The sequence below is a fragment of the Streptomyces sp. NPDC000941 genome, from assembly GCF_053599555.1.
In genome coordinates this window covers 1-26,164 of the sequence record NZ_JBSFMM010000063.1, presented here as the reverse complement: position 1 = coordinate 26,164, position 26,164 = coordinate 1, and the positions used below count along the sequence as shown (strand labels likewise).

The window sequence follows — 26,164 nt, the reverse complement described above, 5'->3', positions numbered from 1 at the left end:
GCTCCCCTCCGCCTTGCGATCGCATGCGCGCCATGTACCGCTGGGAAAACCCCCAGCACTTGCCGAAGGAGTCCCGCCGCGGAGGTCCGGAGACAATGCCTAACTCGTCGGCGGAGCCCAGTGCGCGTCGGCGGTCGAGACGCGGTGGGTGATCAGCGCGGTGACCAGGAGCAGCAGCAGGGCCAATCCGAGAGCTGCCGCGAGATGGGTGTGCAGCACCAGCGCGGCGCCGATCAGGGCCCCGAGGAACATCGCGAGTACGGACAGGATCCGCCGGCCCGGCCGGGGTGCCGTGCCGCCCGCCGGGGTGGAGTCGGCGGCGAGCCCGGTCAGGGTGAGGGTGAGGACGGTGGTGGTCATATCGGGCACGCCGAGGCGCCGGGCCACGGCGTTCTGCAGACCCATGGCCAGGCCGAGCAGCACGATCAGGGCGTACTCGACCCCTGTGGTCACCCGGCCGTCGGCCGCGGCCGCGGTGGCCGCCGCCGCACCGAACAGGACCGTCTGAACACCCGTGGCGGCGGCCAGCAGCCGTCCGCGATGTGCCACCAGCCGAGTCGCGAGCCGGCCTCCCGCCAGGGCGCCGGTCAGGAACACGGCCAGTGAGACGAGGGACGCCGAGGCCGACAGCCCCTGGGCGCCGGTCAGGGCGAAGCCGAGGAAGACCACATTGCCCGTCATGTTGGCGACGAAGACATGCCCGAGTCCCAGGTAGCTCACCGCGTCGACGATGCCGGTGACCAGCGTCAGGGTCAGCATCAGTGGTGGCAGCGGGCCGTGCCGGTCCGCGCGGGGCGGTACCAGGGTGCGGGCCGCGTCAGTCAGCAGTGCGCGCATCGGCGGTCATCCTCTCCTCGGTGGTCGGATCCTCGGTGGTCGGATCCTCGGTGGTCGAACGGTGCAGGACCAGGCGGGTGAGCAGGCCGCTGGCCAGGCCGAGCGCGATCGTCGCCGACGACAGCCACACCGGCCAGTCCAGGCCGATCGCATGGTCGGCGGACCATCGGCCGGAGCCCGTGAAGGACAGCGCCGCGCAGCCGACGACCAGCACCAGGGGGTACTCGTAGCCGTCGTTCTGCACCCACAGTCCGTGCTGCCACTTGACCGTGATCGCGACGGTCATCACGCCGATGGCGACCATGGCCGCCATCGGTGTGAGCGCCCCGAGCGCCAGGAACAGGCCCGAACCGATCTGGCCGGCGCCCGCGGCGAGCGCGGTGAGGGAACCACCGCGAAAGCCGTCGTGCCGGAACTCCTCGATTCCCCCTGCCAGACCGTGGCCGCCGAGGCGGAAGCTCACCTTCTGCACTCCGTGGCCGGCGATGAGCAGGCCCACCACCACCCGGAGGATCAGCAGTCCGGTGTCCATCGTGTTTGGTTCCCGTTCCTGTTCCTGGTCCTGGTCCTGGTCCTATGACCGGTGTCGGGGGTCGGGGGTCGGGGTCAGCCGGCCGCGTGGGGGTCGATCATGGACTGCGCGTAGAAGACACCGAGGCCGTAGGCGCCGGCGTGCTCCTTCACGACCTCCGTGACGGGGCCGTACGTCTCCGTTCTCGCCCAGTCGCGCTGCAGCTCCAGCAGCACCTGCACCCAGGTCACCGGCACCGCGCCGGCCTGGATCATCCGCTGGAGCGCGTGTTCGTGGGCCTGGGGGGTGACACCGCCCGAGGCGTCGGAGACGACATAGACCTCATAGCCCTGGGCGATCATGGACAGCACGGGCAGCACCAGGCAGACCTCGGTCCACAGCCCGGCGATGACCACCTTGGTGCGGCCGGTGGCCTTCACCGCCTCGACGAGCGCCGGGTCCTCCCAGGCGTTCATCGAGGTACGGTCGATGATCTCGGCGTCCGGGAAGACCTCCGCCAGCTGCGGCAGGACCGGGCCGGAGAAGGATTCGGCGGCCACGGTGGTCAGGACCGTCGGCACCTCGAAGACCTTGGCGGCCTTGGCCAGGCCGACGGTGGCATTGATGATCGCGGTGCGGTCGCCGCTGCCGGTGCCGAAGAACATCTGCGGCTGGTGGTCCACGAACAGCACCACGGCGTTGTCCGGGGTGAGCAGGTCGGGGCTCGGTACGGCGCTGACCTCGTTGATGTCGACCATCGCGGTTTCCCTTCTCGATTCTGGGCAGTTCTGGGCAGTTATGGGTCGGACGGGGTGAGACACCGTCATTGAACGGGGTGAGACACCGTCAGAGGACGAAGCAGGGGTCGTACGGCTCGGGGCGGCCCCCGTCGGCAAGCCCCCGCTGGACGCGCCACTGCCAGTGGAGTTCCGACTCCGCGGCGGCCTCCCCCAGCAGCTCCGCCTGGCGGGCGCCGGAGCCACCGGCTCCCCCGGTGGCCCAGTGGCCGCCGAAGTGCGCCACCGGGCTCCACTCGGGGCTGACGGCCGGGATCTCCTCCGCCATGTCCTCGTACTCCGCCACGGCGTGGACGACCCGGCCGCCGACGACGGTCAGCAGCGACTCGATATGCGGGATGTCCCCCTCCCGCACGGTGAAGTAGTCGTCGGACAGGATCGCGAGGTCGCCGAAGAAGCCCTCCCGCAGGATGCCCTTGATGTGCTCCTCGCCGGTCAGCGCGGCGCCGGCCCGGGTGTACATGGCCAGAGCGGTCTCCCGGTCGACCCGGTTCTGCGGCGGCCGCAGGGCCGCTCCGCCCAGCGTCCGGCCGGAGATCAGCCAGTGCAGCGCGACCCAGGGGTTGTAGGAGGACACCCGGGTGGCGTCGGTGCCGGCGCCGACGGTCAGCCCGCGCGCCAGCATGGCCCGCACCGGCGGCGCCTCCGCGGCGGCGCCGAGGCCGTACCGGCGCGCGAACACCTCGCCCTGGAACGACATCCGGTTCTGTACGGACATCGCCCCGCCGAGGGCCGCGACGCGGTCGAGGCTGTCCGGGGACACGGTCTCCGCATGGTCGAACAGCCATCTGTTCCCGGCCGGGAACAGCCCTTCCGCGGCAAGCTTCTCGAACACCGCAAGGTCGCGCCTGATGGTCTCGTCGTAGGTGGCGTGCAGCCGGAAACCCCAGCCGTGCCCCATGAGGAGCCGCACCGCGTTCTCGAACCCGGTCTCGTAGTCGCCGCTCAGTTCCGGGCGGGGCTCGGCGAAGTTCTCGAAGTCGGCGGCGGCCCAGGTCAGGTTCTCGCCCGCGCCGTTCAGCCGCAGCCACTCGTCCCCGTCCTCGGGGCGGACCATCTCGATCCAGCGGGCGAGGTCGTCGAGCTCCTGACCGGCGGTCTGCGGAAACAGGTGGTAGGCGATACGCAGCGTCAGCTGCCCGTCCCTGGCCAGTTCGGTGACCGTGCCGTAGTTGTCGGGGAAGTTCTGGAAGCCTCCGGCGGCGTCGATCGCGGAGGTCAGCCCGAAGCGGTTCAGCTCGCGCAGAAAGTGCTGGGTGGAGGTCTTCTTGTCCTCCCCGTCCAGTGTGGGGGCCTTGGCGAGCGTGGAGTAGAGGATCAGGGCGCTGGGGGCGGCCACCAGCATCCCGTTGGGCTCGCCGTTTCTGCCCCGTACGATCTGGCCGCCGCGGGGGTCGGGGGTGTCCTTGGTGTAGCCGACGGCGCGCAGCGCCGCCCGGTTCAGGATCGCCGACTGGTACAGATGCAGGACGAAGACCGGGGTGTCCGGTGCGGCGGCGTTGAGCTCGGCGGGGGTGGGCAGCCGCCGTTCGGCGAACTGCTCGGCCGACCACCCTCCCACCACCCGCACCCACTGCCCCTTGGGGGTGCGGGCCGCCTGCTCCCGCAGCATCGCCAGGGCCTGACGCAGCGTGGGCACACCGTCCCAGCGCAGTTCGAGGACATAGTTGAGGCCTCCCCGGATCACATGCAGATGGGCGTCATTGAGCCCCGGGATCACGCGTCGGCCGACCGCGTCGACCACGGTGGTGGCCGGGCCGACGAAGGGCGCGACCTCCGCGTCGTCCCCGACGGCCGTGACGAGGCCGTCGCGGATGGCCAGGGCGCCGGCGTGCGGGCGGCCGGTGTCCCCGGTGTAGATCTTGGCATTGCGGACGATCAGGTCCGCGGCATCGTCGGCGGCGTGCGGAACCAAGCCGCCGACCGGCATCGTAGGCACCTCGGCAGACTCCAAATAACGACGTCGGGAATGCCCAGGACATTAGGGTTCGTCGGCGCCCCCGCATTGCCCGGCAGCGCACTGCTTCCGGCCCGACAGCGCACGGCGCGGCGCCGCGTCCCACAAATGGCGCTGCGGGGAAAGACCCGGTGCGCTCACGGGCAAGAGTTTTCCACCGACCGACCTAAGGTGGCCACAGCAACCGGGAGATTTACCCCTTCATCCCGGCATTCCCATTCGTATCCCCGCACCACTCGGGAGCCCCACATGTCCGACGCCATCGTGCCGGTCCAGCCCGTCCTGGAGCCGGCCGCGGCCGCCTTCGCCGAAGCCACCGCCAAGCCGCCGTTCCTCTTCGATCTGCCCCCGGCGGAGGGCCGGGCGGCGGTCGACGAGGTGCAGTCAGGCGAGATCGACAAGCCGGAGGTGGACGAGGAGTGGATCACCGTGGCCGGTGGTCCGACGGGCAGTGTCCGGGCCCGGATCGTCAAGCCGGCGGGTGCCACCGGGGAACTGCCGGTGATCCTGTACATCCACGGTGCCGGTTGGGTGTTCGGCAACGCCCACACCCATGACCGCCTGGTGCGTGAACTCGCCGTCGGCGCGGGCGCGGCCGTGGTCTTCCCCGAGTACGACCTGTCGCCGGAGGCCCGGTACCCGGTGGCCATCGAGCAGAACTACGCGGTCGCCCAGTGGGTGGTCCGGGAGGGCGCGTCCAAGGGCCTTGACGGCACCCGTCTGGCCGTGGCCGGGGACTCCGTCGGCGGCAACATGACCGCGGCGCTGACCCTGATGGCCAAGGAGCGCGGCGATGTGCCGCTGGTCCAGCAGGTGCTGTTCTACCCGGTCACCGACGCGAACTTCGACACCGGTTCGTACCACCAGTTCGCCACCGGATACTTCCTGCGCCGGGACGGTATGCAGTGGTTCTGGGACCAGTACACCACCGACGAGGCGCAGCGGGCCGAGATCACCGCCTCCCCGCTCCGCGCCACCACGGAGCAGCTCACCGGACTGCCTCCGGCCCTGGTCATCACCGGTGAGGCGGATGTCCTCCGGGACGAGGGCGAGCGTTACGCCAACAAGCTCCGCGAGGCGGGTGTCGCGGTCACCGCCGTGCGTTTCCAGGGCATCATCCACGACTTCGTCATGCTCAACGCCCTGCGTGAGACCCATGCGGCGGAGGCCGCCATCAAGCTGGCCGCGGACACGCTGGGCGCCGCGCTCAACGAGCGCTGAGAAGGAGATCTGATATGACCTCGCCTACCACCCCGACCGTTCTTCTGGTCCACGGCGCATTCGCCGACGCGGGCAGCTGGTCCGGCGTCATCCGCGAGCTGCAGAGCCACGGCGTGTCCGTGGTGGCGCCGCCCAACCCGCTGCGGGGACTCGCGTCCGACGCCGCGTACGTCGCCTCCGTCGCCGCGCAGATCGACGGCCCCGTCATCCTGGTCGGCCACTCCTACGGCGGTGCGATCATCACCGTCGCCGGGACCACCGAGAACGTCGTCGGGCTGGTGTTCGTCGCCGCGTACGTCCTGGAGGAGGGGGAGAGCCTCGGCGAGCTGCAGGGGCGCTTCCCGGCACCGCCGCTGGCGGACAACCTGCGCCCGGCGACCTTCCCCATCGAGGGCGCCGAGCCCGCGGTGGAGCTCACCATCGTGCCCGAGTCCTTCCCGTCGGTGTTCGCCGCCGACGTGCCCGAGGAGGTCACCAAGGTCCTGGCGGTCGCGCAGCGCCCGCTCGCCGCGGCGGCGTTCGACGAGCCGGCCCGGGCCACCGCTTGGCGCACCAAGCCCTCCTGGGCGCTGGTGGCCGACGCGGACCAGGCCATCAACCCCGAGGTGCAGCGCTTCGCGGCGGAGCGGGCGGGGGCGAACGTCGTCGAGGTCGAAGGGGCCTCGCACGCCGTCGCGGTGTCCCAGCCGAAGGCCGTCGCGGACCTCATCCTCGACGCCGTCCGCGCGACGGGCTGACGCCTCTGGCCCGGGTCGGGTCTCGATACGCACACAAGCCCGGCCGTGGCGCTCCCCGGCCGGGCTTGCGGCTGTACGGCGTTGGCTGTTGTGAGGCCCGGGCCGGAGAGCGCGGCTCAGGCGGCCGCCGTCCGGCCGCCGCGGGTCATCGTGACGACCGCGGCCAGCACCGCCAGCACGATCCCCGTGGCCAGGGCCGGCACCGGGGAGAACACGGTCAGCAGCACGAGGGCGGCGGCGACGAGGAAGGGCACCGACTCGCCGGCGCACTGCTGGTGGGGCCGCAGATGCAGCGCCCATACGGTGAGCAGGAAGACGGCCGCCGGAACGGCCACCATGGCACCGGCGACCTGCGAGGGCACGTCCGTGCGGTGGGTGACCTGGTCGGCGCTCACCCCCAGCCCCGCCCCGATGGCGGCCGCCGAACCGAAGATCAGGTAGTGGCCGTACGCCCACCGGAATCGTCTGCCGGGTGCCTGGTGCGTGGTGGCGAGCAGGGTGTGCGCGGGGCGGGCGAAGTACAGCCACCACATGGCGAAGACCATGAGCAGCCCGCCCGCCGCCACCGCGTACAGCGCCCCGGTGGGGTGTTCGTCGAAGGCGGTGCGGACCGCGGCCGTGGCGGAGGCGACGGATTCGCCGAGCACGATCAGCGTGAACAGCTCGTAGCGCTCGGCGATGTGGTGCGGATGCCAGGGCGTCATCCCGGCGGACTGCGCCCACACCGGTACGGCCACCTCCGCCACCACCAGCGCCGCGATGACCGGCACATGCGCCGCGTCCGGCAGGAACAGCAGCACGATCCAGCCGATCTGACAGGCCACCACTCCGCCGGCGAAGCGCAGGGTGGTCCGGCGCCTTTCCGGGTCGGCCCGCGAGGCGCGCAGCCACAGCCCGGCCAGCGCGGTGCGCATCACGACGTACCCCAGAGCGATGACGCTGAGGTCGTTCCCCTGGAACGCCCGCTGCACACCGGCCGCGAGGATCAGCGATCCGGTGATCTGGACGAACACCGCGAGCCGGTACGGGGTGTCCTGCGGGTCGTAGGCGGAGGCGAACCACGTGAAGTTCATCCACGCCCACCACACGCTGAAGAAGACGATCAGGTAGTGCAGGACGCCCGACGCATAGTGGCCGCTGGTGACCGCGTGGTGGAGGCTGAAGGACGCCTGGCTCACGGCGACCACGAAGCACAGGTCGAAGAGCAGTTCCAGTGATGTCGCCACGCGGTGCTTCTCGCGCGGATCACGAGCCCGCATGGACGGTCCGGTGGACGGTGGGATTCGCATAGATCATGTTCCTGAGTCGCTCGACGGGCACCTCCGCGATGACGGCGACCCAGGTCGTACAGTACTTCGCCGCCCGCGCACCCCGCCAAGGCGGCCCGGGCCAGGACACGGCCAGGACACGGCACGGTCATTCATCTCTGTCACAGATAACAGTTGTCCTGGATCATCGCCGTGACAGGGGAAGCATCCGACACCTGCCGAGCGCTTGCACCCGTGCGAGCGCCGAAGCAGTCGCTCCACCACCGCGAAGCCCCGTCCAAGAAGGTGTCCGAGCCCATGACCACCACCCGGCTCCGTTCCCTCCGCCCGACCACTCCCCCCGTACACCGCGCCGCCCCCGCGCGGGCCGACTCCGGTGTCCCGGGGTGGCTGGTGGCGCTGCTGGCCGTCGGCACCGGTCTGACGGCCGCCAACCTCTACTACGCCCAGCCCCTGCTGGCCTCGCTGAGCGAGGTCTTCCACATCGACACCGCCACCGCGGGCGGGCTGATCACGCTCACCCAGATCGGCTATGTGGTGGGCATGCTCTTCCTCGTCCCGCTCGGCGACCGGTTCGAGAAGCGCCGGCTCGTCACCGTCCTGCTGGCGGTCACCACGGTCGCCCTGCTCGTCGCCGGTACGGCGGCCAGCTTCCCGGTACTGCTGATCGCATCCCTGGTCAGCGGGGCCACCTCGGTCGTGGCCCAGATCCTGGTCCCGTTCGCCGCGAGCCTGGCCCCCGACCACGCCCGGGGCCGCATCGTGGGCCGGGTGATGAGCGGACTGCTCACCGGCATCCTGCTCTCCCGCACGCTCAGCAGCCTGGTCTCCGATGTGGCCGGGTGGCGGGTGGTCTACCTGGGCTCGGCGGTCCTGATGGCGCTGCTGGCCGTGGCCCTGTACCGGGCCCTGCCCGAGCACGCCCCGACCACCGCCGCCCCGTACCACCATGTGCTCCGCTCCACCGTCCGGCTGGTGCGCACCCACCCGGCGCTGCTGCGCCGGGGGCTGTACCAGGCCGCGATGTTCGGTGCGTTCAGCGCCTTCTGGACCACCGTCTCGTATCAGCTCACCGGCCCGCAGTTCCACTACTCCGCGATCGGTGTGGGGATCTTCGCCCTGGTCGGCGCCGCGGGTGCGGCCGTGGCGCCACTGGCCGGACGCTGGGCCGACCGCGGGCTGGCGCGGCCGATGTCCGGTGCCGCCTTCGCCGTCGCGGCGCTGGCGTCCGCGGTCGCCGGCTTCGGCCGGCACAGCGTCGTCCTGATCGCGCTGGCCGCGATCCTGCTCGACATGGCCGTGCAGACCACCCTCATCCTCGGCCAGCACACCGTCTACCGGCTGGACCCGGCCGCCCGCGCCCGTCTCAACAGCGCCTTCATCGCCATCTTCTTCGCCGGGGGCGCGCTCGGATCGCAGCTCGGGTCCGTCGTCTACCGCGCGGGCGGCTGGACCGCGGTGGCCGCGCTCGGGGCTGTCCTGCCCGTCCTGGCCCTGCTCTACTGGACCACGGAGCACTGGACCGCGGAGCACCGGAGGGCCCGGCGCACCGCCCACTGATGGCGCACACCGGCCCGTACGCGAGCGCCGACACCCGGGGACGGGGTCGGCGCTCGGGTCATACGGCCGCGGGCGTGATGTGGCGCAGCAGCGCGGCGGTCGCCGGTGGAGTTTCCCCCCGGGGCCGCACCACCATGACGTGCCAGCGCGGCGGGTTCCGGACGAATCGGCGCAGCGCCAGATCGGGGAAGCGCGCGGCGATCGACTCCGGTATGACGCACACCCCGAGGTCGTGCCTGACCAGTTCGGACGCCGCGACGATGTCGTTGACCTCGAAGGCCGGGACGCGCTCGACCAGGGCGGTCCGGAAGGCCCGGTCCACCGCGGAGCGGATCGCCCAGCCGGGCGTGAAGTCGATGAACGGCATCCGGGCGACCTCGGCGAAGGTGACCTGGTCGTCCTGGGCGAAGCCGCGTACCGGCGAGGCCGCGAGCACCATCTCCTCGCGCACCAGCGGCCGGACCAGCAACCCCCGCTGCTGCTGGCGGTCGAGGGCCACCACGGCCAGGTCCACCGAGCCGTCGCGCAGCGCCTCCCGGATATCGGCCACCGGCCCCTGCCGGAGCCGGACCACTACCCGTGGGTGTTCCGCCCGCAGCCGGGCCAGCGCACGGTGCAGCCCGACCCAGACGCCCTGCATCGTGCCGACCGTAACCTGCCCGCGCAGCTCGCCCCGCGCCACGTCGACCGCCGCCCGTGCCTGCTCCGCCGCCCGCAGCGCCGCGCGGGCAGCGGGCACGAACGCCTCACCGGCCGGGGTGAGGGCGACCCGGTGCGTGGTGCGGTCGAAGAGCCGGGTCCCCATCTCCTTCTCCAGCGCGCGGACCGTACCTGACACCGCCGACTGCACCACATGCAGCCGCCGCGCCGCCGCGGTGAACCCGCCTTCCTCGGCGACCGCGACGACGACCTCCATCTGCCGCAGATCCATCTCCACTCCCCGACGGACGAGCCGTTGTGGCCATCTCTGGACGAGATCAGCACACTCACCGATCATCGCATACCAGGATCAGCCGCGTCCCGTCGTCAGTGCGCTGTGGGGCAAGGCCCCGTGCACCCGTCGGCATACCGCCCCCACCCGGCGGGTTAGGTTGACCTGGGGCATGAGCCCCGTACCGCCTTCGCCTTCGCCCTTCGCCCTTCGCCCTTCGCCCTTCGCCCTTCGCCCTTCGCCCTTCGCCCTTCGCCGAACGGAACACGATGACAGAGCCTGCCGCCGCGCCCGTGGTCAGCCGAGAGGACCACAAGCACCGCTACGAGATCCTGGTCGACGGGCAGCTCGCCGGTCTCACGGAGTACCGCGACCGCGGCGAGCAGCGCGTCTTCTTCCACACCGAGATCGACGACGCCTTCGCCGGGCAGGGCCTCGCCTCGTTCCTCGTCCAGCAGGCGCTGACCGATGTGCGCGACAACGGGCTGCGCGCCGTGCCCATCTGCCCCTACGTGGCGAAGTTCCTGAAGAAGCACACCGAGTTCGACGACATCGCCGACCCCGTCACCCAGGACGACCTGCGGTGGCTCCGTACGGCGCTGCGCTGACCGGCGGGTGCAGTAGCAGGACTCCGATCAGATCGAGCCGAGACATGGCGATGCCCGCCGTTCCATGGGCGAGGCCGGTGAGCGGCCGGGTGCTGTCGATCTGGACGGGAAGTGCCGTAGGACCGGACCGCGCGAACCGATACTGGCGCCCGCCGTGCTCCCGTCCCCCCCTGTACTAATCTTCTTCCCGCACCATCGAGCACGTCTTACGGGGGAACAGTGACTGGTCAGGACACCACCGCAGAGGGCGCACCCAACACGTCGCCGGCCCGGCCCGACACACCGCCGGCGCGGCCGGACGAACGCCCGGTGCCGCCCGCCCGGTCCAGGGGCGCCGCCGCCCTCGGCTGGGTTGTTACCATCGCCCTCAACGTTGTGGCCCCGATCATCACGTACAACGCGCTCCACGACCACGGCTGGAGCGAATTCGCCGCGCTTTTGGCCAGCGGCGCATGGCCGGTGCTCGACAGCGCCGTCCACCTCGCTTGGCGCCGCCATCTGGACGAATTCGCCATTGTCACCCTGGTGTTCCTTGTGATCACGGCCGTGGTGTCGCTGGTCGGCGCCCACTCGACCCGCGCGCTGCTGGTCAAGGACTCGGGCGTGACGGGTCTGTTCGGACTGCTGTGCCTGGTGACGCTGCTGGCGCCGCGCCCGCTGATGTTCTACTTCGGGCGCAAGTTCGCCACCGACGGCACCGAGGCGAGCACCGCGTGGTGGAACGGTCTGTGGCAGTTCGACGGGTTCCGCAGGACCATGATGACGATGACCGCGGTGTGGGGCGTGGCCTACCTGCTGGAGGCCGGGGTCCGGGTCGCGCTGGCCTACACGCTGTCCACCGACACCATGGTGGTCGTCAGCCCGGTTCTGATCTACAGCGTGCTCGGCGCCCTCGCCCTGTGGACGGGCTGGTACGCCAAGCGGTCGCAGCGCAAGGGCGAGGAGCACGCCGCGGCGGCCGAGGCGGCGGCCGCCGCTCACGCCTGACCGGCCCCGAGGGGGTACGTACGCGGCCGGGTTCAGCAGATGCTCTGGGCGCTGTTCACCAGCCGCTTGTTGCGGAACTCGGTGTTCTCACCGCAGGGGTTCTCCCGGATGGTCGAGTTGGTCACGGTGAGGTTCTGGACGGTGATGTCCCGGTTGTTGGCGAACTCCGTGCGCGCGGCGAGCCGGATCTCGCCGCCGCCCGTGACCGTGCCGCTCTGTGCCGCGAGATTCACGTTTTGACGTCCTCACCCATGTGAATGTGGGTGATTCCCGCCTGCTCCGCCGCGCGCAGCGGTGGGGCTTCGGGTGGGTTCCTGCTTCGATGAGCGCTGCCCCGGCGTGCGGGGTCTGACGTGCTCTCCACAGGCGTTTTGACGCTCCGCCTCGCGCCGCATCGCAGCGGCGCGTTTCCGTCCGGCGGCGCGTATGTTGACCTCCGCGTTCTCGTCCCGGTCGTGCCGGGTCCCGCATCCTGCGCACGTCCACACGCGGACGTTCAGCTCCTCGCGGCCCTTGGGGCCGGTAAGGCGCCCGCACCCGGGGTGAGAGCACAACTGGGTGGAAGGGAACCACCGGTCGATCACGACGAACGTCCGCCCGTACCGCTTGCACTTGGCCTCAAGGGTACGTGCGAAGGTGCCGAGGGACTGGTCGCAGGGCGGAGCAAGCGCTTTCTGGGGTGTGGCCGCGAGTTTGGCAGCGCCCGGCCCGAGCGTCAAGGTGCGGCGCGCCGGTGAACCGCGGACGGGCACACGAACGGCATCACGAGCGGGCGCCGAAGATGCGTCAGAAGTGTTGACCCAAGCCTGAAAACGTTTTAACTTCCCCTCACTCCATACCCACAGCCGAGGAGGCTCCGTGGCAGCGCTGCTACGCGAGCGCCCTGGGAAATCGACGGTGGGCCGCCCCTCCCGTCACCCGTCAGGCGCTTCAATCAAGCGAAAAGGTTTTCAAAGACGCCGCAGCCGGACGTTGTTCCTGCTGATGGTGCCCGGGCTCGCGTACTTTCTGGTGTTCCACTACGGCGCGCTGGTCGGCAACGTCATCGCCTTCAAGGAGTACGTACCCTTCGACGGCATCTGGCGCAGCCCCTGGACCGGCCTCGGCAACTTCCAGCGGATGCTGGAAGACGGCGCTTTCTGGGACGCGGTGTTCAACACCCTCTGGATCGCGGTCCTCCAGCTGGTCTTCTACTTCCCCGTCCCGCTCGCCCTCGCGCTGCTGCTGCACAGCCTCACCTGGTCCACCGTGCGCCGCTTTGTGCAATCGGTGGTGTATCTGCCGCACTTCATCTCATGGGTGATCGTCGTGGCCCTGTTCCAGCAGCTCCTCGGGGACACGGGCATGCTGAACGGCTATCTCGGCGACGTCGGTCTGCACACCGTGGACATCATCGGCAACCCGGACGCCTTCAAGCCGCTGGTGGTGGCGCAGGTGATCTGGAAGGACGCCGGCTGGGGCACCATCATCTTCCTGGCCGCGCTGTCCCAGGTCGACGAGCAGCAGTACGAGGCCGCCGCGATCGACGGCGCGGGGCCCTGGCGGCGCTTCTGGCATGTCACGCTGCCCGCGATCCGGCCGGTGATCGTGCTGCTGCTGATCATGCGGCTGGGCGACATCCTCTCCGTCGGCTTCGAGCAGATGCTGCTCCAGCGCGACGCGGTCGGCCCGCAGGCCGCCGAGATCATCGACACCTTCGTCTACTACCAGGGCATCGTCGGCGGCGACTACGGGTTCGCGGCGGCCGCGGGCCTGTTCAAGGGCCTGGTCGGCGCCTTGCTCGTCTACGCGGCCAACAAGGTCGCCCACCGGCTCGGGGAACAGGGGGTCTACAAGTGAGCGCCCATGTGCGGCCCGGCTGGATGGAGAAGCCCAAGCCCGTCACCCAGGCCGCCAAAGCCGTGGCCCTCGTCGCGGTCGTGCTGCTGGTCTGTGTGCCGTTCCTGGTGATCGTGTCGACCTCGCTGGCCTCCCAGCGCGAGGTGGTGGCCAACGGCGGCTGGGTGCTGTGGCCCGAGAACCCGACCCTGAAGGCCTACCGGGACATCCTCGACGGCGGCATCGTCACCCACGCACTCGGCGTCAGCGCGGGCGTCACCCTCGTCGGCACCCTGCTCAGCCTCGTCTGCACGGTCACCCTCGCCTACGCCCTGTCCCGCCCCGGCGTGTTCGGCGGCAGGCCCGTACTCCTGCTCGTCCTGTTCACCTTCCTCTTCCCGCCCGGCATGATCCCGAACTTCCTGCTCGTCAAGGAGCTCGGACTGCTCGACTCCTACGCCTCGCTGATCCTCCCGGTGCTGATCAGCGTGTTCAACCTCGTCGTCCTGCGCGGTTTCTTCCAGGCCATCCCCGAGGAGCTGTACGAGGCGGCCCGCCTGGACGGCGCCGGAGACCTGCGTGTCCTGTGGTCGGTCGTGCTGCCCCTGTCGAAGGCCGCGCTGGCCGTCGTCGGGCTGTTCTACGCCGTGGCCTACTGGAACTCCTGGTTCTACGCCTCGCTCTACCTCGAGAGCGACCACTGGCCGCTCCAACAAGTCCTGCGCACCTATGTCGTGACCGGCTCGGGGCTCACGGACACCACCACCGGCGAGGCCACGGTGAACGCGCCGCAGACGATCCAGATGGCAGTCCTGGTCATCGCCACCGTGCCGATCCTGGCCGTCTACCCCTTCCTCCAGAAGTACTTCACCAAGGGCGTACTCACCGGCGCCATCAAGAGCTGAGGGCCGGCGAGAGCTGAGAACCAGCAAGCGCTGAGAGCCGGCCAGAGCCGAGAACCGCCAGCAAGAGCCGCACCCAGAAAGGTCATTCGCCCATGCCCAGCATGTCCCGACGCACTCTGCTGCGTTCCATGGCCACCGGTGGCGCCGCCGTCTGCGTCCCCGGTCTGCTGACCGCCTGCTCCACCGGTTCGGACGACGGCGACGTCAGCAACGCGGGCAAGAAGCTCGCCGCGTGGCCCGCCTACCAGCCGGCCCCGGGCGCCGAGCCGGACCTCGCCGCCACCGAGGCGGGGGTCCAGGCCGGCTACACCGCCTACCCCTCCGACCTGGCCACCTCGGTCGCGCGCACCCCGGGCGACGGCTCCACGGTCAAGGTCATGTCCATCACCTTCGGCACACCGCCCAAGGGGCGCGGGCAGAACCAGTACTGGCGGGCCGTCGAGAAGGCCCTCGGCGTCAAGATCGAGTACACCATCATCTCGCAGGCCGACTACCAGAAGAAGATGGCCACGGTGATGGCCGGCGACCCCGATTCGCTGCCGGACATCATCAATGTCTTCTCCGGGTTCGTCCTGCCCCGCGAGGCGCAGTTCGTACAGCGCAGGGCCGAGGACCTGACGCCGTTCCTGTCGGGCGAGGCCGTCAAGAAATACCCCAACCTGGCGGGTATCCCCACCCACGCCTGGCGCGACATGGGCCGCATCGGGGGCCGCCTCTACGGCATCCCCCTCGAACGCCCGCTGCCCGGCTCCACGCTGTGGCTCAACCAGGGCATCTTCACCGACGCCGGGATGAAACAGGGCTGGAGCTCCCAGGACTTCGCCACCGTCGCCAAGCAGGCCACCCACGGCAAAACGTACGCGCTGGGCGCCGCCACCGGCTCGCTGTTCGGCAACGGGGTGCACTCCGCCGCCCACAACGCCCCGCAGGGCTGGGCCGTGGACAAGAAGGGCACCTTCCACCCGAACTACACCGACGAGCGCCACAAGGCGGCGATCGCCTTCCAGGCACAGCTGCGCAAGAACGGCTCCTACCACCCCGACGCCACCTCGCTGTCGCAGGTGGACCTGTCCACGCTGTTCCTCAACGGCACCGTGGGCTCCCAGCAGAACGGCTTCGGCGCCTACCAGACCCTCTACCCCGACTCCAAGGGCCTGCTCACCCCCGCCCCCGCCACCCCCTACAGCGTGGACGGCACCCCGGGCGGGATCGTCGCCGCCCGCCGCTCCTTCGGCTACACCATCGTGAAGAAGGCCAAGAAGGAACGCGTCGAACTGCTGCTGCGCCTGCTCGACTATCTGGCCGCCCCCTTCGGCACCAAGGAGTGGGAGCTGATCCACTACGGCGTGGAGGGTGCGCACTTCACCCGCGACAAGGACGGCGCGCCCAAGACCACCAAGCTCGGCCAGGTGGAGAACGTCAGCAACCTCCCCTTCAGGTATCTGGCCGAGGGACCGCAGGTGCTCTTCGTGCCGGGCAGGCCGGAAGCCGTACGCGCCCTGCACGCCTGGCAGCAGAAAGTGGTCCCGGTCGCCATCCGCAACGCGTCGTACGGGCTCCAGACCCGCACCGAAACCACCCAGGGCGCCACGCTCAGAGCGCTGATGGACGACACGATCACGGCGGTCATCGCCGGACGGGTCTCGATGTCCGAATACGACGACGCCGTCAAGCGGTGGCGCTCCCGCGGTGGCGACAGGCTCGCCGAGGAGTACGCCAAGGAACACGCCGCCAACAGCTGAGCGGGCACCGACGACCAGGTGGCCACGAACGGCACGAGAGGCACGAGAGGCACGAGGAGATGGGAGACGGCATGGCGGCGACGGAGCGGGGGCGGATCACGATCCGCGATGTGGCGGGGCGGGCGGGCGTGTCCGCGGCCACCGTCTCCCGTGTGCTCAGCGGAAAGTACCCGGTGCCACCGGCCACCCGTACCCGAGTGCTCCGTGCCGCGCGCGCCCTGGACTACGTCGCCAACCCCCATGCCCGCGCCCTGGTCGGCGGCGGCCGCAAGATGGTCGCCGTCGTCGTGCGCCAGGTCACCAACCCGTTCTACGCCCAGGTCGCCGAGGGCGTCGAGGCGGAGGCGACGGCCCACGGCCTGCTGTGCCTGGTCGGCAGCACCGGCGGCGATCCGCAGCGGGAGATGGAGTTCGTACAGCTGATGCGGGAGGAGGGTGCCAGCGTGGTCATCCTGGCGGGCGGTGTCGTCGAGGACGACGCCTACCGGGAACGGGTGGCCCACTACGCCCACGCCCTGGACGCCGCCGGCTCCCGGCTGGTGCTGTGCGGCCGTCCCTCGCCCGACCCCGGCCTGCCGGCGCTGGTCGTCGTCTTCGACAACGAGGCCGGCGCCAAGGCCATCACCAGCCATCTGATCTCGACGGGACACCGGCGGATCGTGTTCCTGGGCGGACTGCCCGGCAACACGGCCCTGGACGCCCGCGTCTCGGGCTACCGGGCCGCGCTCGCCGCACACGGCCTGCCGGCCGAGTCCGCGCATATCGTCGACTGCGGCCTGGGCCGCGCCGCCGGACATCGCGCCATGTCCGAACTCCTCCAGAACACAAGGGAGTTCACCGCGGTCTTCGCCGGGGACGACATGGTCGCCGCGGGCGCCCTGCGCGCCATCTCCGACGCGGGCCTGCGCGTCCCCGGCGACATCTCCCTCGTCGGCTACAACGACATCCCTCTTGCCCAGGACTTCAACCCCCCGCTCACCACCGTCCACACCCCCGCCGAGGAACTGGGGCGAGCCGCCGTACGCCTGGCCCTGCGCGATCCCGAGGAGACCGCGGAGACCCGGCATGTGCTCGGCACCCACATCGTCGTACGCGACAGCGTGAGCCCGCCCCCGTCCGCACGCGCACAGTGACATACGGAGGACCCGACCCGGCATGACCGCGCCGCATCGCATCGTCGACACCGACCATCTGCCGCCCCCCGACCCCCGACGGTCGCCGTATACGGGCTACACCCGGGCCCACTGGGAGGCCACCGCCGACCACCTGCTGACCGCGCTCGTCCCGTACGCCTCACCCGGTCTGGCCCAGTACCGGCTCCCCGGCCCGGCGAGCTACGCCGGCGCCTGGTCGGACGGGCTCGAGGGCTACGCCCGCTCCTTCCTGCTCGCCGCCTTCCGTATCGCCGGGGCCGGCGGAACCGACGCTCCCGGGAGCACCGTGGCCCAGGCGCTCATCGAGCGCTACGCCACCGGCCTCGCCACCGGCACAGACCCCCGCCACCCCGAGCGGTGGCCGCCCATCACCGACCGCGGCCAGCCCATGGTGGAGGCCGCGTCCATCGCGATCGCCCTGCACGAGACGCGCCCGTGGCTGTGGGACCGGCTGCCCGACCCCGTACGCCGGCGGACCGCCGCATGGCTCGGCGGTTTCGTGGGGGCCACCGCCAACGATTCCAACTGGCGTCTCTTCCAGGTCATCACCGAAGAGTTCCTCGCCTCCATCGACGCGCCCCACAGCCGCGCCGAGATCGACGCGGGCCTGGCGCGCCTGGACGACTGGTACCGGGGCGGCGGCTGGTACACGGACGGCGACGGACGGAAATTCGACTACTACAACGCCTGGGCGCTGCATCTGTACCCCGTGCTGTGGGCGCGTATCGCCGGGCCCCGCGCCGACGCCGCCCTGGTCGCCGAACACCGGGCCCGACTGCACACCTTCCTGGACACCCACCAGTACTTCTTCGGCTCCGACGGCGCACCCGTCCACCAGGGCCGCTCCCTCACCTACCGCTATGCCACCACCGCGCCCCTGTGGGCGGGCGCCCTCACCGACGCCACCCCGCTGCCGCCCGGCCGCACCCGCCGACTGGCCTCCGGCGCCCTGAAACACTTCGCCGACCACGGCGCACCCGATGCGGGCGGCCTGCTGAGCCTGGGCTGGTACCGCCCGTTCCGCCCGGTCACCCAGCCCTACTCGGGCCCCGCCTCCCCCTACTGGGCGAGCAAGGCATTCCTCGGTCTGCTGCTCCCCGCCGACCACCCGGTATGGACGGCGACCGAGGAACCCGGCCCCGTGGAGACCGCCGACCACCACCTGGCCCTGCCCGCCCCGGGCTGGCTGCTGCACTCCACCGCGGCCGACGGGATCGTACGCCTGGTCAACCACGGCAGCGACCGGCTGCCACCCCCGCCCGCCGCCCCGCAGGACAGCCCGCACTACACGCGGCTCGCCTACTCCACGGCCACCGCGCCGGAGACCCCGCCCGGCGACGAACCACCCGGCCCGGACAACCACATCGCGCTGCTGACCCCCTCGGGCCCGTCCCGCCGGGGCCGTATCCACCCGCTGTACGCCGAAGGCCGTCGCGCCGCCTCATGGCACACCCCGCTCGTCCCGGAGAGCGAGGAACACGCGGGCGAGGAACACACCGACTCAGCCTCGCGCATCGCCACGGCCGGCCTCGTGCACGGCCCCTGGGAGGTGCGGGTGCACCATGTCCAGGCCCCGCCCGGCACCTCCGTACGCGAAGGCGGCTGGGCCGTGGCCTGCGACACCGCCCCGCCCACCGCGGACACCGGCCCCGGCTGGGCACTGGCCCGCCGCCACGACGGCCTGACCACCGCGCTCGTGGGCCTGCTCGGCTGGGACAGCGCGGACGGGGCGCCGCGCGGGACGGTGGCGCAGGCGCGGGACCGCAACGCCTACGGCCGCCACTCGGCGACGCCCCTGCTCACCCTGGACCGGCACCCGGGCGGCACCCGGTTGCTGGTGACGCTGGTCCTGCTCACGGCCGACCCAGACGTGTGCCGTGACATCGATGTCGTGCGTTCGGGCGCCCGCGCCGGTGTGACACCGGACGGCTCCGTGGAGGTCCGCTTCCCGGACGGGGTGGTCGAACACGTACGAGCGGACGCCCTCACGACATCCGAGGGTCGTCAGCCGGTGGCGCAGGAGCTGCCGCTGAGTGTGAAGGCGGTCGGCGCGGAGTTGGTGCTGCCCCTGTTTCCGGTGAAGCCGACGGTGACCGAGCCGCCGACGGGGATGGTGGAGGTGTAGGCGGCGGGTGTGACGGTCACCGCGGCACCGGACTGCTGCGGCGTGCCGCCCCACATGTTGGTGATGGTCTGGCCGTTGGCGAAGGAGAACCCGAGAGTCCAGCCGCTGATGGCGGCGGAGCCGGTGTTACGGATGGAGATCTCGCCCTGGAAGCCGCTGCCCCAGTCGCCCACGACGCGGTAGCCGACCGAGCAGCCCGCCCCGGAGCCGCCGCCCGCCTCGGTGGTGACGCCGACCGTGGCCGAGCGGGCCGAGCGGTTGCCGGCCGCGTCCCGCGCGTAGACGGCGAAGGTGTAGGAGGTGGCGGCGGTCAGGCCGGTGATGCTCGCGCTGGTGCCGGTCGAGGTGGCGACCCTTGTCTCGGTGCCGCCGCTGACGCGGACGATGTCATAGGCGGCGACACCGACGTTGTCGGTGGCGGCGGGCCAGGTGAGCGTGGCGGAGGTGGCCGTCACGGCCGAGGCGGTCGGGGTGCCGGGGGCGGTCGGGGCCTGGGTGTCGCCGCCGGAGCCACCGCTGTAGACGGTGGCCTCGCGGGAGGTCTCGGCGATGCCGTTGGGGCCGTTGAAGACGCGCTTGCCCCAGTCGGTGAGCTTGGTGGGGTCGAAGTTGGTGGTCATGTCCAGGATCGGATCGGTGTTACCGCTCCAGGACCAGGCCAGATAGCCGAGCTTCAGCTGCTGCGCGGCGGCCATCATGGTGTTCTCGTCGGGGTCGCCGTACTGGTCGGGGGGTCCGCCGAACTCGCCGATGAGGATGGGCAGACGGGCGCTGACGAAGGCGTTGAGATAGTCGGTGATCTCCTGCGCCGTGTCGTAGACGCTGTACATATGGATCGAGAAGATCAGATTGCCGGTGGTGTCGGCCTTGTAGACGCTCTGCGCGTTGTCGCGCATGACGTTCTGCCAGTCCTGGCCCCAGTTGGGGGCGTCGACCATGATCGTGTGCTGGAATCCGGCGCTGCGCAGCTTCTGGATCGCGGCGGTGGTGGGTGCGGTCCAGCTGGCGGGGTTGGTGTTGCCCCAGGGCTCATTGCCGATGTTGATGACGATGTAGTTCTCTTCGCCGGTGAGCACGCTCTTGAGGCCGATCCAGTAGTCCGCTGCCTGGTCGAGTGAGGCGGCCGCGGACTCCTCTCCGTAGCCAGTGGTGTCGTGCACCTCCAGTACGCAGATCAGCCGGTTGGCCTTGCACTGGGCGACGATGGCGGCCACGTCTTCGGCGCTGTTCTTGGTCCAGCGGTGGCCGTTGGAGAGCACGACGCGGACGGTGTTGGCGCCCAGCGCCTTGATGTCGGCCAGCGACTGGGTCTGGCCCGGGTACCAGGTGTGGGCGTGGTTGACTCCGCGCATGATGAAATCGTTGCCGTTGCCCTCCAACAGGCGCCCGCCGCTGATGTGGAGGCCGGTGGCCGCCGCGGCGCGCGACTCGGCGGGGGCGGCGGCCTGGGCGGTCGGGCCGAGGCCCAGGATCCCGAGGAGTACGGCCAGTACGGCCAATACGGCCGGCAGGACGGCCGGCGGTCTCGTTCGTCTCATCGCGACTCCAAGGAGTGAGCACATGACGGCTGACGCGGGCGAGGAACTGGGAGCGCTCCCATCAATGCATCGCGCCCGGGACACGTCAAGGTCTCCGACGGGAGCCAGGCCGTCGGAGCGGACCATCCACCGCACCACAACAGGACATTGGGTCTGTTGAGGATGTGAGGGACTGTTCGCTTTCAATCGCCATATACGGCACCGCTTTGGTGTTTACGCTCGTCAATCTGGCACAGGCCCTGTGGGCGAAGCCCGACCATGAGCAGGGTGCCCGGCGTGCCGTCGAGGCGACCGATCTGCTCCGCAAGCTCACCGCCAAGAAGCCCGGCTACCGGGCCGGGCTCGCGTCATGGCTGGTGTTCCCCGCGGGCACCTATCTGATGGGCACTCGCCGCTACGACGAGGCGATCGCCCGTGAGCAGGAGGCGCTGGGGCTGTACGACACATTGCTCCAGGAGCAGCCCGACTCCGACGAGCTCACGTACAAGAAATCCTGGACGCTGATCAATCTGGCGCAGGCCCTGTGGGGCAAGCCCGACCACGTCCAGGGCGCCCAGCGCGCCGTCCAGGCGACCGATCTGCTCCGCAAGCTCGCCACCAAGGACCCTAAGTACCGTCCCGGGCTGGGCGACTGGCTGATGTGGCCGACGATTCCGTATCTGCGCCAGTCCGGCCGGCGGGACCAGGCCCTCGCCCGGGCGCAGGACGCCGTGGACATCTTCATCGCGCTCAATGCCACCGATCCCGCGACCTATGGGCCGAAGCCGGCGGAAGCGAAGAAACTTCTCGCCGATATCCAGGCCGGCTGGCGGACCCGCTGGGACCGGCCCCGCGCCGGTCCCAGCGGTACGCCGCCACCACCTCGGGCGAACCTGGGGACTCCGCCACCACAGAGGTGGATCTGCTGTGATAATCCTTCTCACAGTCAACGGTGAGCAGGGGAGCGGGCGGTGGTGCTGGAGCCGTGGAGGCCCGGAAGATGAACCTGGCGCAGCTGCATTACATCTCGGCACCGCTGGGGCCCGATGGATCCGGACTGCGGTTCACCGCGGTCAGCGCCGCGGTGCCGGCGTCGCTGCTCGGGGAGGTCGAGCAGCTGATCGGATACGAGCCGCCGGCTGACGCACCCCCGCGTCCCTCCGGTTCCGAACACGCCTCGTCTCCGGAGACGTTCAGCTACAGCCTGCTCTCCGACGGCAGCGGGCTTCTGGCCCGTACGGTCCATACGGTCCATACGGGGGCCGACCACAGCGGGCGCCGGGGCACGTTCCATGGCCATGCCGTGTATCTGCCCACGGGCGCGTCGCTGCCGGGCGGCGCGCTGCCCATCACCGCCTGGGGCTCCCCGCAGTGGGCCGCTCGCGCGCCGGAGGGCGGGGTCCCGGAGCCGCTGGAGGCGCTGACCGCCTCGGGGCGCCTGAACCGGGACGGCCTGGTCGCCTTCGCGGGCTCCCGGGCGCCGTGGCTCGCGCGCTTCTTCGCGGATCTGCGCAGGCTGAGCGAGGACGAGTCCGCGCCGCGGATCATCCTGGTCGAGCGGGACAGCGCCGATGTGGCCCGGTGGATCGCCCTGGCCTGCGCCGCGTTGCCGCGCGACTTCGGCCACCGGCTGACGTTCACCACCTATGCGCCGCGGCCGGAGCTCTCCCGGCAGCAGATCATCGGCGTACTGCCGGAAGACGGCCGGGAGCCGGCCGACCACGGCCACCGCTGTCGCGTATACGACGTGGCCGGCCGGAGGACCGGGGAGCCGGTGTCCGACGGCTGGGCGGAGGTGGCCGCGGGCATCTGGCTGGGCGGGCGGCCCGAGTTGTTCAAAGAGGCCGACGCGCTTCCGGGTGGCCCCTTCGCCCCCGGTGCGCTCGCCGTCGGCGCGCTGTGCGCGGGGCTCGACCTCGGCACCGTAGGCCGCACCGAGGCGGCGGACTGGGCGCGCCACCACCCTGAAGCTTTGGGCGATGAACGGCTGCACCGGCTGCTGGCGGCGCTGTGCGTGCCGGACGGGGGCCGGTCGGATGCCGAAAAGGCGGCCCTGACAGGGCTGTTCACCTGTCTGGACGGCAGGGTGCCGACCGCCGTCAGCACACCGCTCGCCGCGCTGGTGCTGGCCGAGGCCGTCCGTGCGCCCGTGGCCGGCCCGGGCCTCGAAGCCCTGCGGCCCGAGGCGCTCACCGAAGAGGTCCGGCTGCGCCTCGCGGGCGAGCTCGCGGCCGATCTGCGCGTCGGCGTGTCCGACACCGAACTGGGCATCGCCCGGCCCTTGGAGCTGCTGCGTATCGCCGATCTGCTGGGCGTGGACTGCTCGGATCTGCTGCCCAAGGTGGCACACGGACTCGCCCAAGCGCTGCTGGCCGATCCGGAGGCGACCCACACCCCCGCGGTGCGCCTGGCGCTGGACGAGCACTTCGCGTTGCGCACCGCGCTGCTCGGCGAGCTCGACACCCTGGCCGTGGGCGATCCGCTCGCCGCGGCCCGGCTGCTGGCCCTGGTGCCGCTGCGGTTCGCGGAGAGCAAGGCCCTCCCCCATCTGCGGATGTGTGCCGAGGCGCCGCGGCTGACGGCGGGCGGAGGCGACCGCGCCACGGTGCTGAACGCCGTGTTGCGCTCCGGCGGAGTCTCGGTGTTCGCCGATCCGCTCGTGCTGCGCACCGCGGTCGGGCTGGTATGGGCGGGCGGCACACCGACCGCCCACGAGGCCCGGCTGATGCTCGGCGAGATCGGATCCGACGCCCACCGCGCGGCCGGCACCTCGGCCACGCTGCTCAAGGCCGCGCTCGAAGGGCCCGCGGACGATGCCGACGTACCCGATCTCGCCCATGACCTGCTGCGCTGTTTCGCCGAGGTGCTGACGCCACGCGACCGCGCGTCGCTGCTGCTCCTGGAGTTCGCCCGCGATCTGCGGAGCCGTCGCGCCGAGCCCGGCTGGGCCGGGCGGGCGCTGTCCCTTCGGGCCACGGCGGAGCCGGTGGAGCCGACGGTTCTGGAGCATGCCTTCGGGGCGCTCGCGGACCGTGTGCTGTCCGAGGACGCCCCGGACGGAGAGCTGTACGCGCTGATCCACAGCGAGGACCCGGCCCTGGTCGCCGCCTACGGCCGGGCCGCGGGGTCCGAGCGGGTGCTTGACCGGCTCCGCGCCGAGCCCTCGTATGTGGCCGAGTGCTTCACCGCCTGGAGCTCGCATCCCCAGGCGGGTGGCGCCTGGCAGGAGACGCGGACGGCGCTGCTGGACTCGGTGCTCCGTCCGGTGGTGCGGGCGCTGCCCGCCGCGGATATCGCCTCCGTCGAGCACTGTCTGGAGCGTACGAGCGTCCGCTGGGCCGATGAGTTCCGGGCGTGGAGCCGTCCCGGCGCGTTCGGCCGGATCGGCCGGCGCCTGGCCGGCCGGCGGCGCAAGGGGACGTCGGGCGGCCACCCCGGCCACCCCGGCCACCCCGGCTGAAATGGCCGTCGGTGAAAGATTCGCTTAGCCTGCCAAGTGGATGGGCACTGCTCCGGGATCCCCCAGGCAGGAGGTCGGATCGGATGGCCGTTCACCATCGCTACGCCACCGTACGGGGGCAGCGGCTGTTCTACCGGGAGGCCGGACCGGCCGACGCCCCGAGCCTTGTGCTTCTGCACGGCTTCCCGACCAGCTCGTTCATGTTCCGCCAGCTCATCCCGGCCCTCGCCGACCGCTACCACCTCATCGCCCCCGACCACCTCGGATTCGGCCTGTCCGACGCTCCTGGGGTCGACGCCTTCGACTACACCTTCGACGCGCTGACGGAGTTGACCGCCGGTCTGCTCGCCCAACTCGGCGTCGACCGGTACGCGCTCTACGTCCAGGACTACGGCGCGCCCATCGGCTGGCGACTCGCGCTCGACAACCCGGACGCCGTGACCGCGATCGTCAGCCAGAACGGCAACGGCTACGAGGCCGGCTTCGTCGAGGAGTTCTGGACCCCCGTCTGGGCCTACGCCAAGGATCCGAATCCGCAGACCGAGGCCGCGCTCCGGCCCGCGCTCGGCCTCGAGGCCATCAAGTGGCAGTATCTGCACGGCGTCCCGGACCCCAGCCTGGTCAGCCCCGACGCCTGGCACCACGATGCCGCGCTCGTCCAGCGCCCGGGAAACGACCTGGTCCAGCTCAAGCTGTTCCGCGACTACATCTCCAACCTCGAGGTCTACCCGCGGTTGCACGCCTACCTCAGGGCCGGCCGGGTCCCGCTGCTCGCGGTCTGGGGCCGCAACGACGAGATCTTCGGGCCGGCCGGAGCGACGGCCTTCAGGGACGATGTGCCCGACGCCGAGGTCCACCTCCTGGACGGCGGCCACTTCCTGCTCGAAAGCCATCTCGAAGAGGTCGCCGACCACGTCCGGGCCTTTCTCGGCAAAGCACCCGGACGCTGAGGCCGGGTCGGCAGGGCTCTCTCTAAGAGATATCCCGTAATGCCAGGTCAGACACGGTTTCCTGTGAGCAGTTGCGGGTCTGTGGTCAGCCGTTGATCTCCAGTTTCAGGTTGTGCAGAGCAGCGATGCCGGCGAAAGCGTGGTCGATCCCTTCTCCCCTGCGGCGGCACTGGCGGAGGACTTGGTGGTCCTTGAGGCGCGCGATGGTGTGTTCGGCGACGGCGCGGCGCTTGCGGAACCGCCGGTAGGCCCGGTCCTTGATGATCTTCCGGTCAGGCCCGCGCCGGGGCGAGCGGATCCGCTCGATCCCTTGATAACCACCATCGCCGGACAGGCGGGGATGATCGGGCAGGGTCTTGCCGACGGTCTCCCGGAAGACCACCACATCGTTGCGGTTGCCCGGCCAGGCGTCGCCGACCGCGACGATACGGCGGTCACGGGCCCGGCAGACGATCTGCACATTCACACTGCCCCGGTAGTTCTTCGACTTCTTCGTTTTCCGCTGGTCATGCACCGGAATGAGGGTGCCGTCCACCAGCCACAGTTCCCGCCGGTCGGTGGGCGGCGGGCCGAGCAGGGCGGCAAGGTGCGGCGCGAGGTCGGCGGTGACCCGGTGCACGGTGGAGTCCGTGGTGGCGAACAGCGCGGCCAACTGCTCCATGGTGAGGTTCGTGCGGTAGCCCAGGACGACCAGCAGCACCCGGTCGCCGAAGGCAAGTGATCAGGGCCGGCCGCACCCGCTGTCCGGGCGGCGCCGCCACAAACGGGTGATCAGGGCGTGCAACTGCGGTCCGGACAGCCCCGTCCACGCCTTCAACTGAGCAGAACGGCAGGCGGCGAGACGAAGCTCCATACAACTGACCGTAACCCGAACAGACTTCATGACGTTATGCCTGACGCTGACGCTGACGCTGACGCTGACGCTGGTCCGGGAGAGGGGGGAGAGTGTGGTGAGTCGATCATTGGCTGCTCCTGCTCCTGCTCCTGCTCCTGCTCCTGCTCCTGGGGAGGGGCGGCGGTTTCGGGGGCCGAACCGGGGTGAGGTGTGGCGGCGGGCGAAGGATGCGCCGGTGTCGGTG

Annotated in this window: 21 protein-coding genes and 3 pseudogenes; 13 read left to right on the top strand and 11 right to left on the bottom strand. The window is 70.9% G+C overall.

The window, feature by feature from the left end:
* Positions 1-99: 99 nt before the first annotated feature.
* The 4 genes from ACWDSL_RS21435 to ACWDSL_RS21420 form a co-directional block, all read right to left on the bottom strand.
* On the bottom strand, positions 100-837 hold the full coding sequence (locus ACWDSL_RS21435) for a YoaK family protein (protein ID WP_450487638.1): 738 nt from the start codon (positions 835-837) through the stop codon (positions 100-102).
* A complete protein-coding gene (locus ACWDSL_RS21430; RefSeq protein ID WP_450487636.1) occupies positions 818-1,369 on the bottom strand; it encodes a DoxX family protein in 552 nt (183 codons plus the stop codon). The genes ACWDSL_RS21435 and ACWDSL_RS21430 overlap by 20 nt, the downstream gene beginning before the upstream one ends.
* A gap of 74 nt (positions 1,370-1,443) precedes the next feature.
* Positions 1,444-2,106, bottom strand: coding sequence for a hydrolase (locus ACWDSL_RS21425; protein WP_450487634.1), 663 nt, complete (start codon positions 2,104-2,106; stop codon positions 1,444-1,446).
* 88 nt (positions 2,107-2,194) lie between these two features.
* Positions 2,195-4,075: an amidohydrolase gene (locus ACWDSL_RS21420; protein ID WP_450487632.1), complete on the bottom strand. Its 1,881-nt coding sequence runs from the start codon at positions 4,073-4,075 to the stop codon at positions 2,195-2,197.
* Positions 4,076-4,351: 276 nt separating this feature from the next.
* Between ACWDSL_RS21420 and ACWDSL_RS21415 the strand changes: the two genes are divergently transcribed.
* Both ACWDSL_RS21415 and ACWDSL_RS21410 read left to right on the top strand, forming a co-directional pair.
* On the top strand, positions 4,352-5,323 hold the full coding sequence (locus ACWDSL_RS21415; RefSeq protein WP_450487630.1) for an alpha/beta hydrolase: 972 nt from the start codon (positions 4,352-4,354) through the stop codon (positions 5,321-5,323).
* Positions 5,324-5,337: 14 nt separating this feature from the next.
* Positions 5,338-6,060: an alpha/beta fold hydrolase gene (locus ACWDSL_RS21410; RefSeq protein WP_450487629.1), complete on the top strand. Its 723-nt coding sequence runs from the start codon at positions 5,338-5,340 to the stop codon at positions 6,058-6,060.
* Between the two features lie 116 nt (positions 6,061-6,176).
* On the opposite strand, the gene ACWDSL_RS21405 is transcribed toward ACWDSL_RS21410, so the two are convergent.
* Complete coding sequence (locus ACWDSL_RS21405) at positions 6,177-7,286, bottom strand: low temperature requirement protein A (protein ID WP_450487627.1); 1,110 nt, start codon at positions 7,284-7,286, stop codon at positions 6,177-6,179.
* Between the two features lie 339 nt (positions 7,287-7,625).
* Here ACWDSL_RS21405 and ACWDSL_RS21400 point away from each other — a divergent pair, with 339 nt between their 5' ends.
* Positions 7,626-8,888 carry an MFS transporter gene (locus ACWDSL_RS21400; protein ID WP_450487626.1) on the top strand — a complete coding sequence of 421 codons (1,263 nt, stop codon included), beginning with the start codon at positions 7,626-7,628 and terminating at the stop codon, positions 8,886-8,888.
* A 58-nt stretch (positions 8,889-8,946) separates the two neighbouring features.
* Here ACWDSL_RS21400 and ACWDSL_RS21395 read toward each other — a convergent pair whose 3' ends face one another.
* Positions 8,947-9,819, bottom strand: a complete 873-nt coding sequence (locus ACWDSL_RS21395) for a LysR family transcriptional regulator (RefSeq protein WP_450487624.1) — start codon at positions 9,817-9,819, stop codon at positions 8,947-8,949.
* A 269-nt stretch (positions 9,820-10,088) separates the two neighbouring features.
* Here ACWDSL_RS21395 and ACWDSL_RS21390 point away from each other — a divergent pair, with 269 nt between their 5' ends.
* The gene (locus ACWDSL_RS21390; RefSeq protein WP_450487622.1) at positions 10,089-10,427 is read left to right on the top strand and encodes a GNAT family N-acetyltransferase; all 339 of its coding nucleotides are present in this window, start codon (positions 10,089-10,091) and stop codon (positions 10,425-10,427) included.
* 219 nt (positions 10,428-10,646) lie between these two features.
* Entirely contained in the window at positions 10,647-11,414 is a 768-nt protein-coding gene (locus ACWDSL_RS21385; RefSeq protein WP_450487620.1) for a VC0807 family protein, read from the top strand.
* Between the two features lie 32 nt (positions 11,415-11,446).
* Here ACWDSL_RS21385 and ACWDSL_RS21380 read toward each other — a convergent pair.
* Both ACWDSL_RS21380 and ACWDSL_RS21375 read right to left on the bottom strand, forming a co-directional pair.
* Positions 11,447-11,650 (bottom strand): annotated as a pseudogene (locus tag ACWDSL_RS21380) (hypothetical protein); the annotation flags it as partial.
* Positions 11,651-11,659: 9 nt separating this feature from the next.
* Positions 11,660-12,166 carry a zinc ribbon domain-containing protein gene (locus ACWDSL_RS21375; protein WP_450487618.1) on the bottom strand — a complete coding sequence of 169 codons (507 nt, stop codon included), beginning with the start codon at positions 12,164-12,166 and terminating at the stop codon, positions 11,660-11,662.
* Between the two features lie 232 nt (positions 12,167-12,398).
* Here ACWDSL_RS21375 and ACWDSL_RS21370 point away from each other — a divergent pair, with 232 nt between their 5' ends.
* The 5 genes and pseudogenes from ACWDSL_RS21370 to ACWDSL_RS21350 all read left to right on the top strand — a co-directional run.
* Positions 12,399-13,253, top strand: a complete 855-nt coding sequence (locus ACWDSL_RS21370) for an ABC transporter permease (protein WP_450487616.1) — start codon at positions 12,399-12,401, stop codon at positions 13,251-13,253.
* Positions 13,250-14,137 carry a carbohydrate ABC transporter permease gene (locus tag ACWDSL_RS21365; protein WP_450487614.1) on the top strand — a complete coding sequence of 296 codons (888 nt, stop codon included), beginning with the start codon at positions 13,250-13,252 and terminating at the stop codon, positions 14,135-14,137. The genes ACWDSL_RS21370 and ACWDSL_RS21365 overlap by 4 nt, the downstream gene beginning before the upstream one ends.
* A gap of 92 nt (positions 14,138-14,229) precedes the next feature.
* Positions 14,230-15,879, top strand: a complete 1,650-nt coding sequence (locus ACWDSL_RS21360) for an extracellular solute-binding protein (RefSeq protein WP_450487612.1) — start codon at positions 14,230-14,232, stop codon at positions 15,877-15,879.
* 71 nt (positions 15,880-15,950) lie between these two features.
* A complete protein-coding gene (locus tag ACWDSL_RS21355; RefSeq protein WP_450487610.1) occupies positions 15,951-17,012 on the top strand; it encodes a LacI family DNA-binding transcriptional regulator in 1,062 nt (353 codons plus the stop codon).
* A gap of 22 nt (positions 17,013-17,034) precedes the next feature.
* Positions 17,035-19,005 (top strand): annotated as a pseudogene (locus ACWDSL_RS21350) (DUF2264 domain-containing protein); the annotation flags it as partial.
* Between the two features lie 32 nt (positions 19,006-19,037).
* On the opposite strand, the gene ACWDSL_RS21345 reads toward ACWDSL_RS21350, so the two are convergent.
* A complete protein-coding gene (locus tag ACWDSL_RS21345) occupies positions 19,038-20,696 on the bottom strand; it encodes a cellulase family glycosylhydrolase (protein ID WP_450487608.1) in 1,659 nt (552 codons plus the stop codon).
* Positions 20,697-20,902: 206 nt separating this feature from the next.
* Here ACWDSL_RS21345 and ACWDSL_RS21340 point away from each other — a divergent pair, with 206 nt between their 5' ends.
* From ACWDSL_RS21340 to ACWDSL_RS21330, 3 genes are all read left to right on the top strand, one after another.
* Complete coding sequence (locus ACWDSL_RS21340) at positions 20,903-21,631, top strand: hypothetical protein (protein ID WP_450487607.1); 729 nt, start codon at positions 20,903-20,905, stop codon at positions 21,629-21,631.
* A 44-nt stretch (positions 21,632-21,675) separates the two neighbouring features.
* Entirely contained in the window at positions 21,676-24,135 is a 2,460-nt protein-coding gene (locus tag ACWDSL_RS21335) for a GTPase-associated protein 1-related protein (RefSeq protein WP_450487605.1), read from the top strand.
* Between the two features lie 83 nt (positions 24,136-24,218).
* Positions 24,219-25,085: an alpha/beta fold hydrolase gene (locus tag ACWDSL_RS21330; RefSeq protein WP_450487603.1), complete on the top strand. Its 867-nt coding sequence runs from the start codon at positions 24,219-24,221 to the stop codon at positions 25,083-25,085.
* A gap of 85 nt (positions 25,086-25,170) precedes the next feature.
* Here ACWDSL_RS21330 and ACWDSL_RS21325 read toward each other — a convergent pair whose 3' ends face one another.
* Positions 25,171-25,620, bottom strand: coding sequence for a transposase (locus tag ACWDSL_RS21325; protein WP_450487671.1), 450 nt, complete (start codon positions 25,618-25,620; stop codon positions 25,171-25,173).
* Between the two features lie 48 nt (positions 25,621-25,668).
* A pseudogene (locus ACWDSL_RS21320) lies at positions 25,669-25,791 on the bottom strand (transposase family protein); the annotation flags it as partial.
* Positions 25,792-26,164 lie beyond the last annotated feature (373 nt).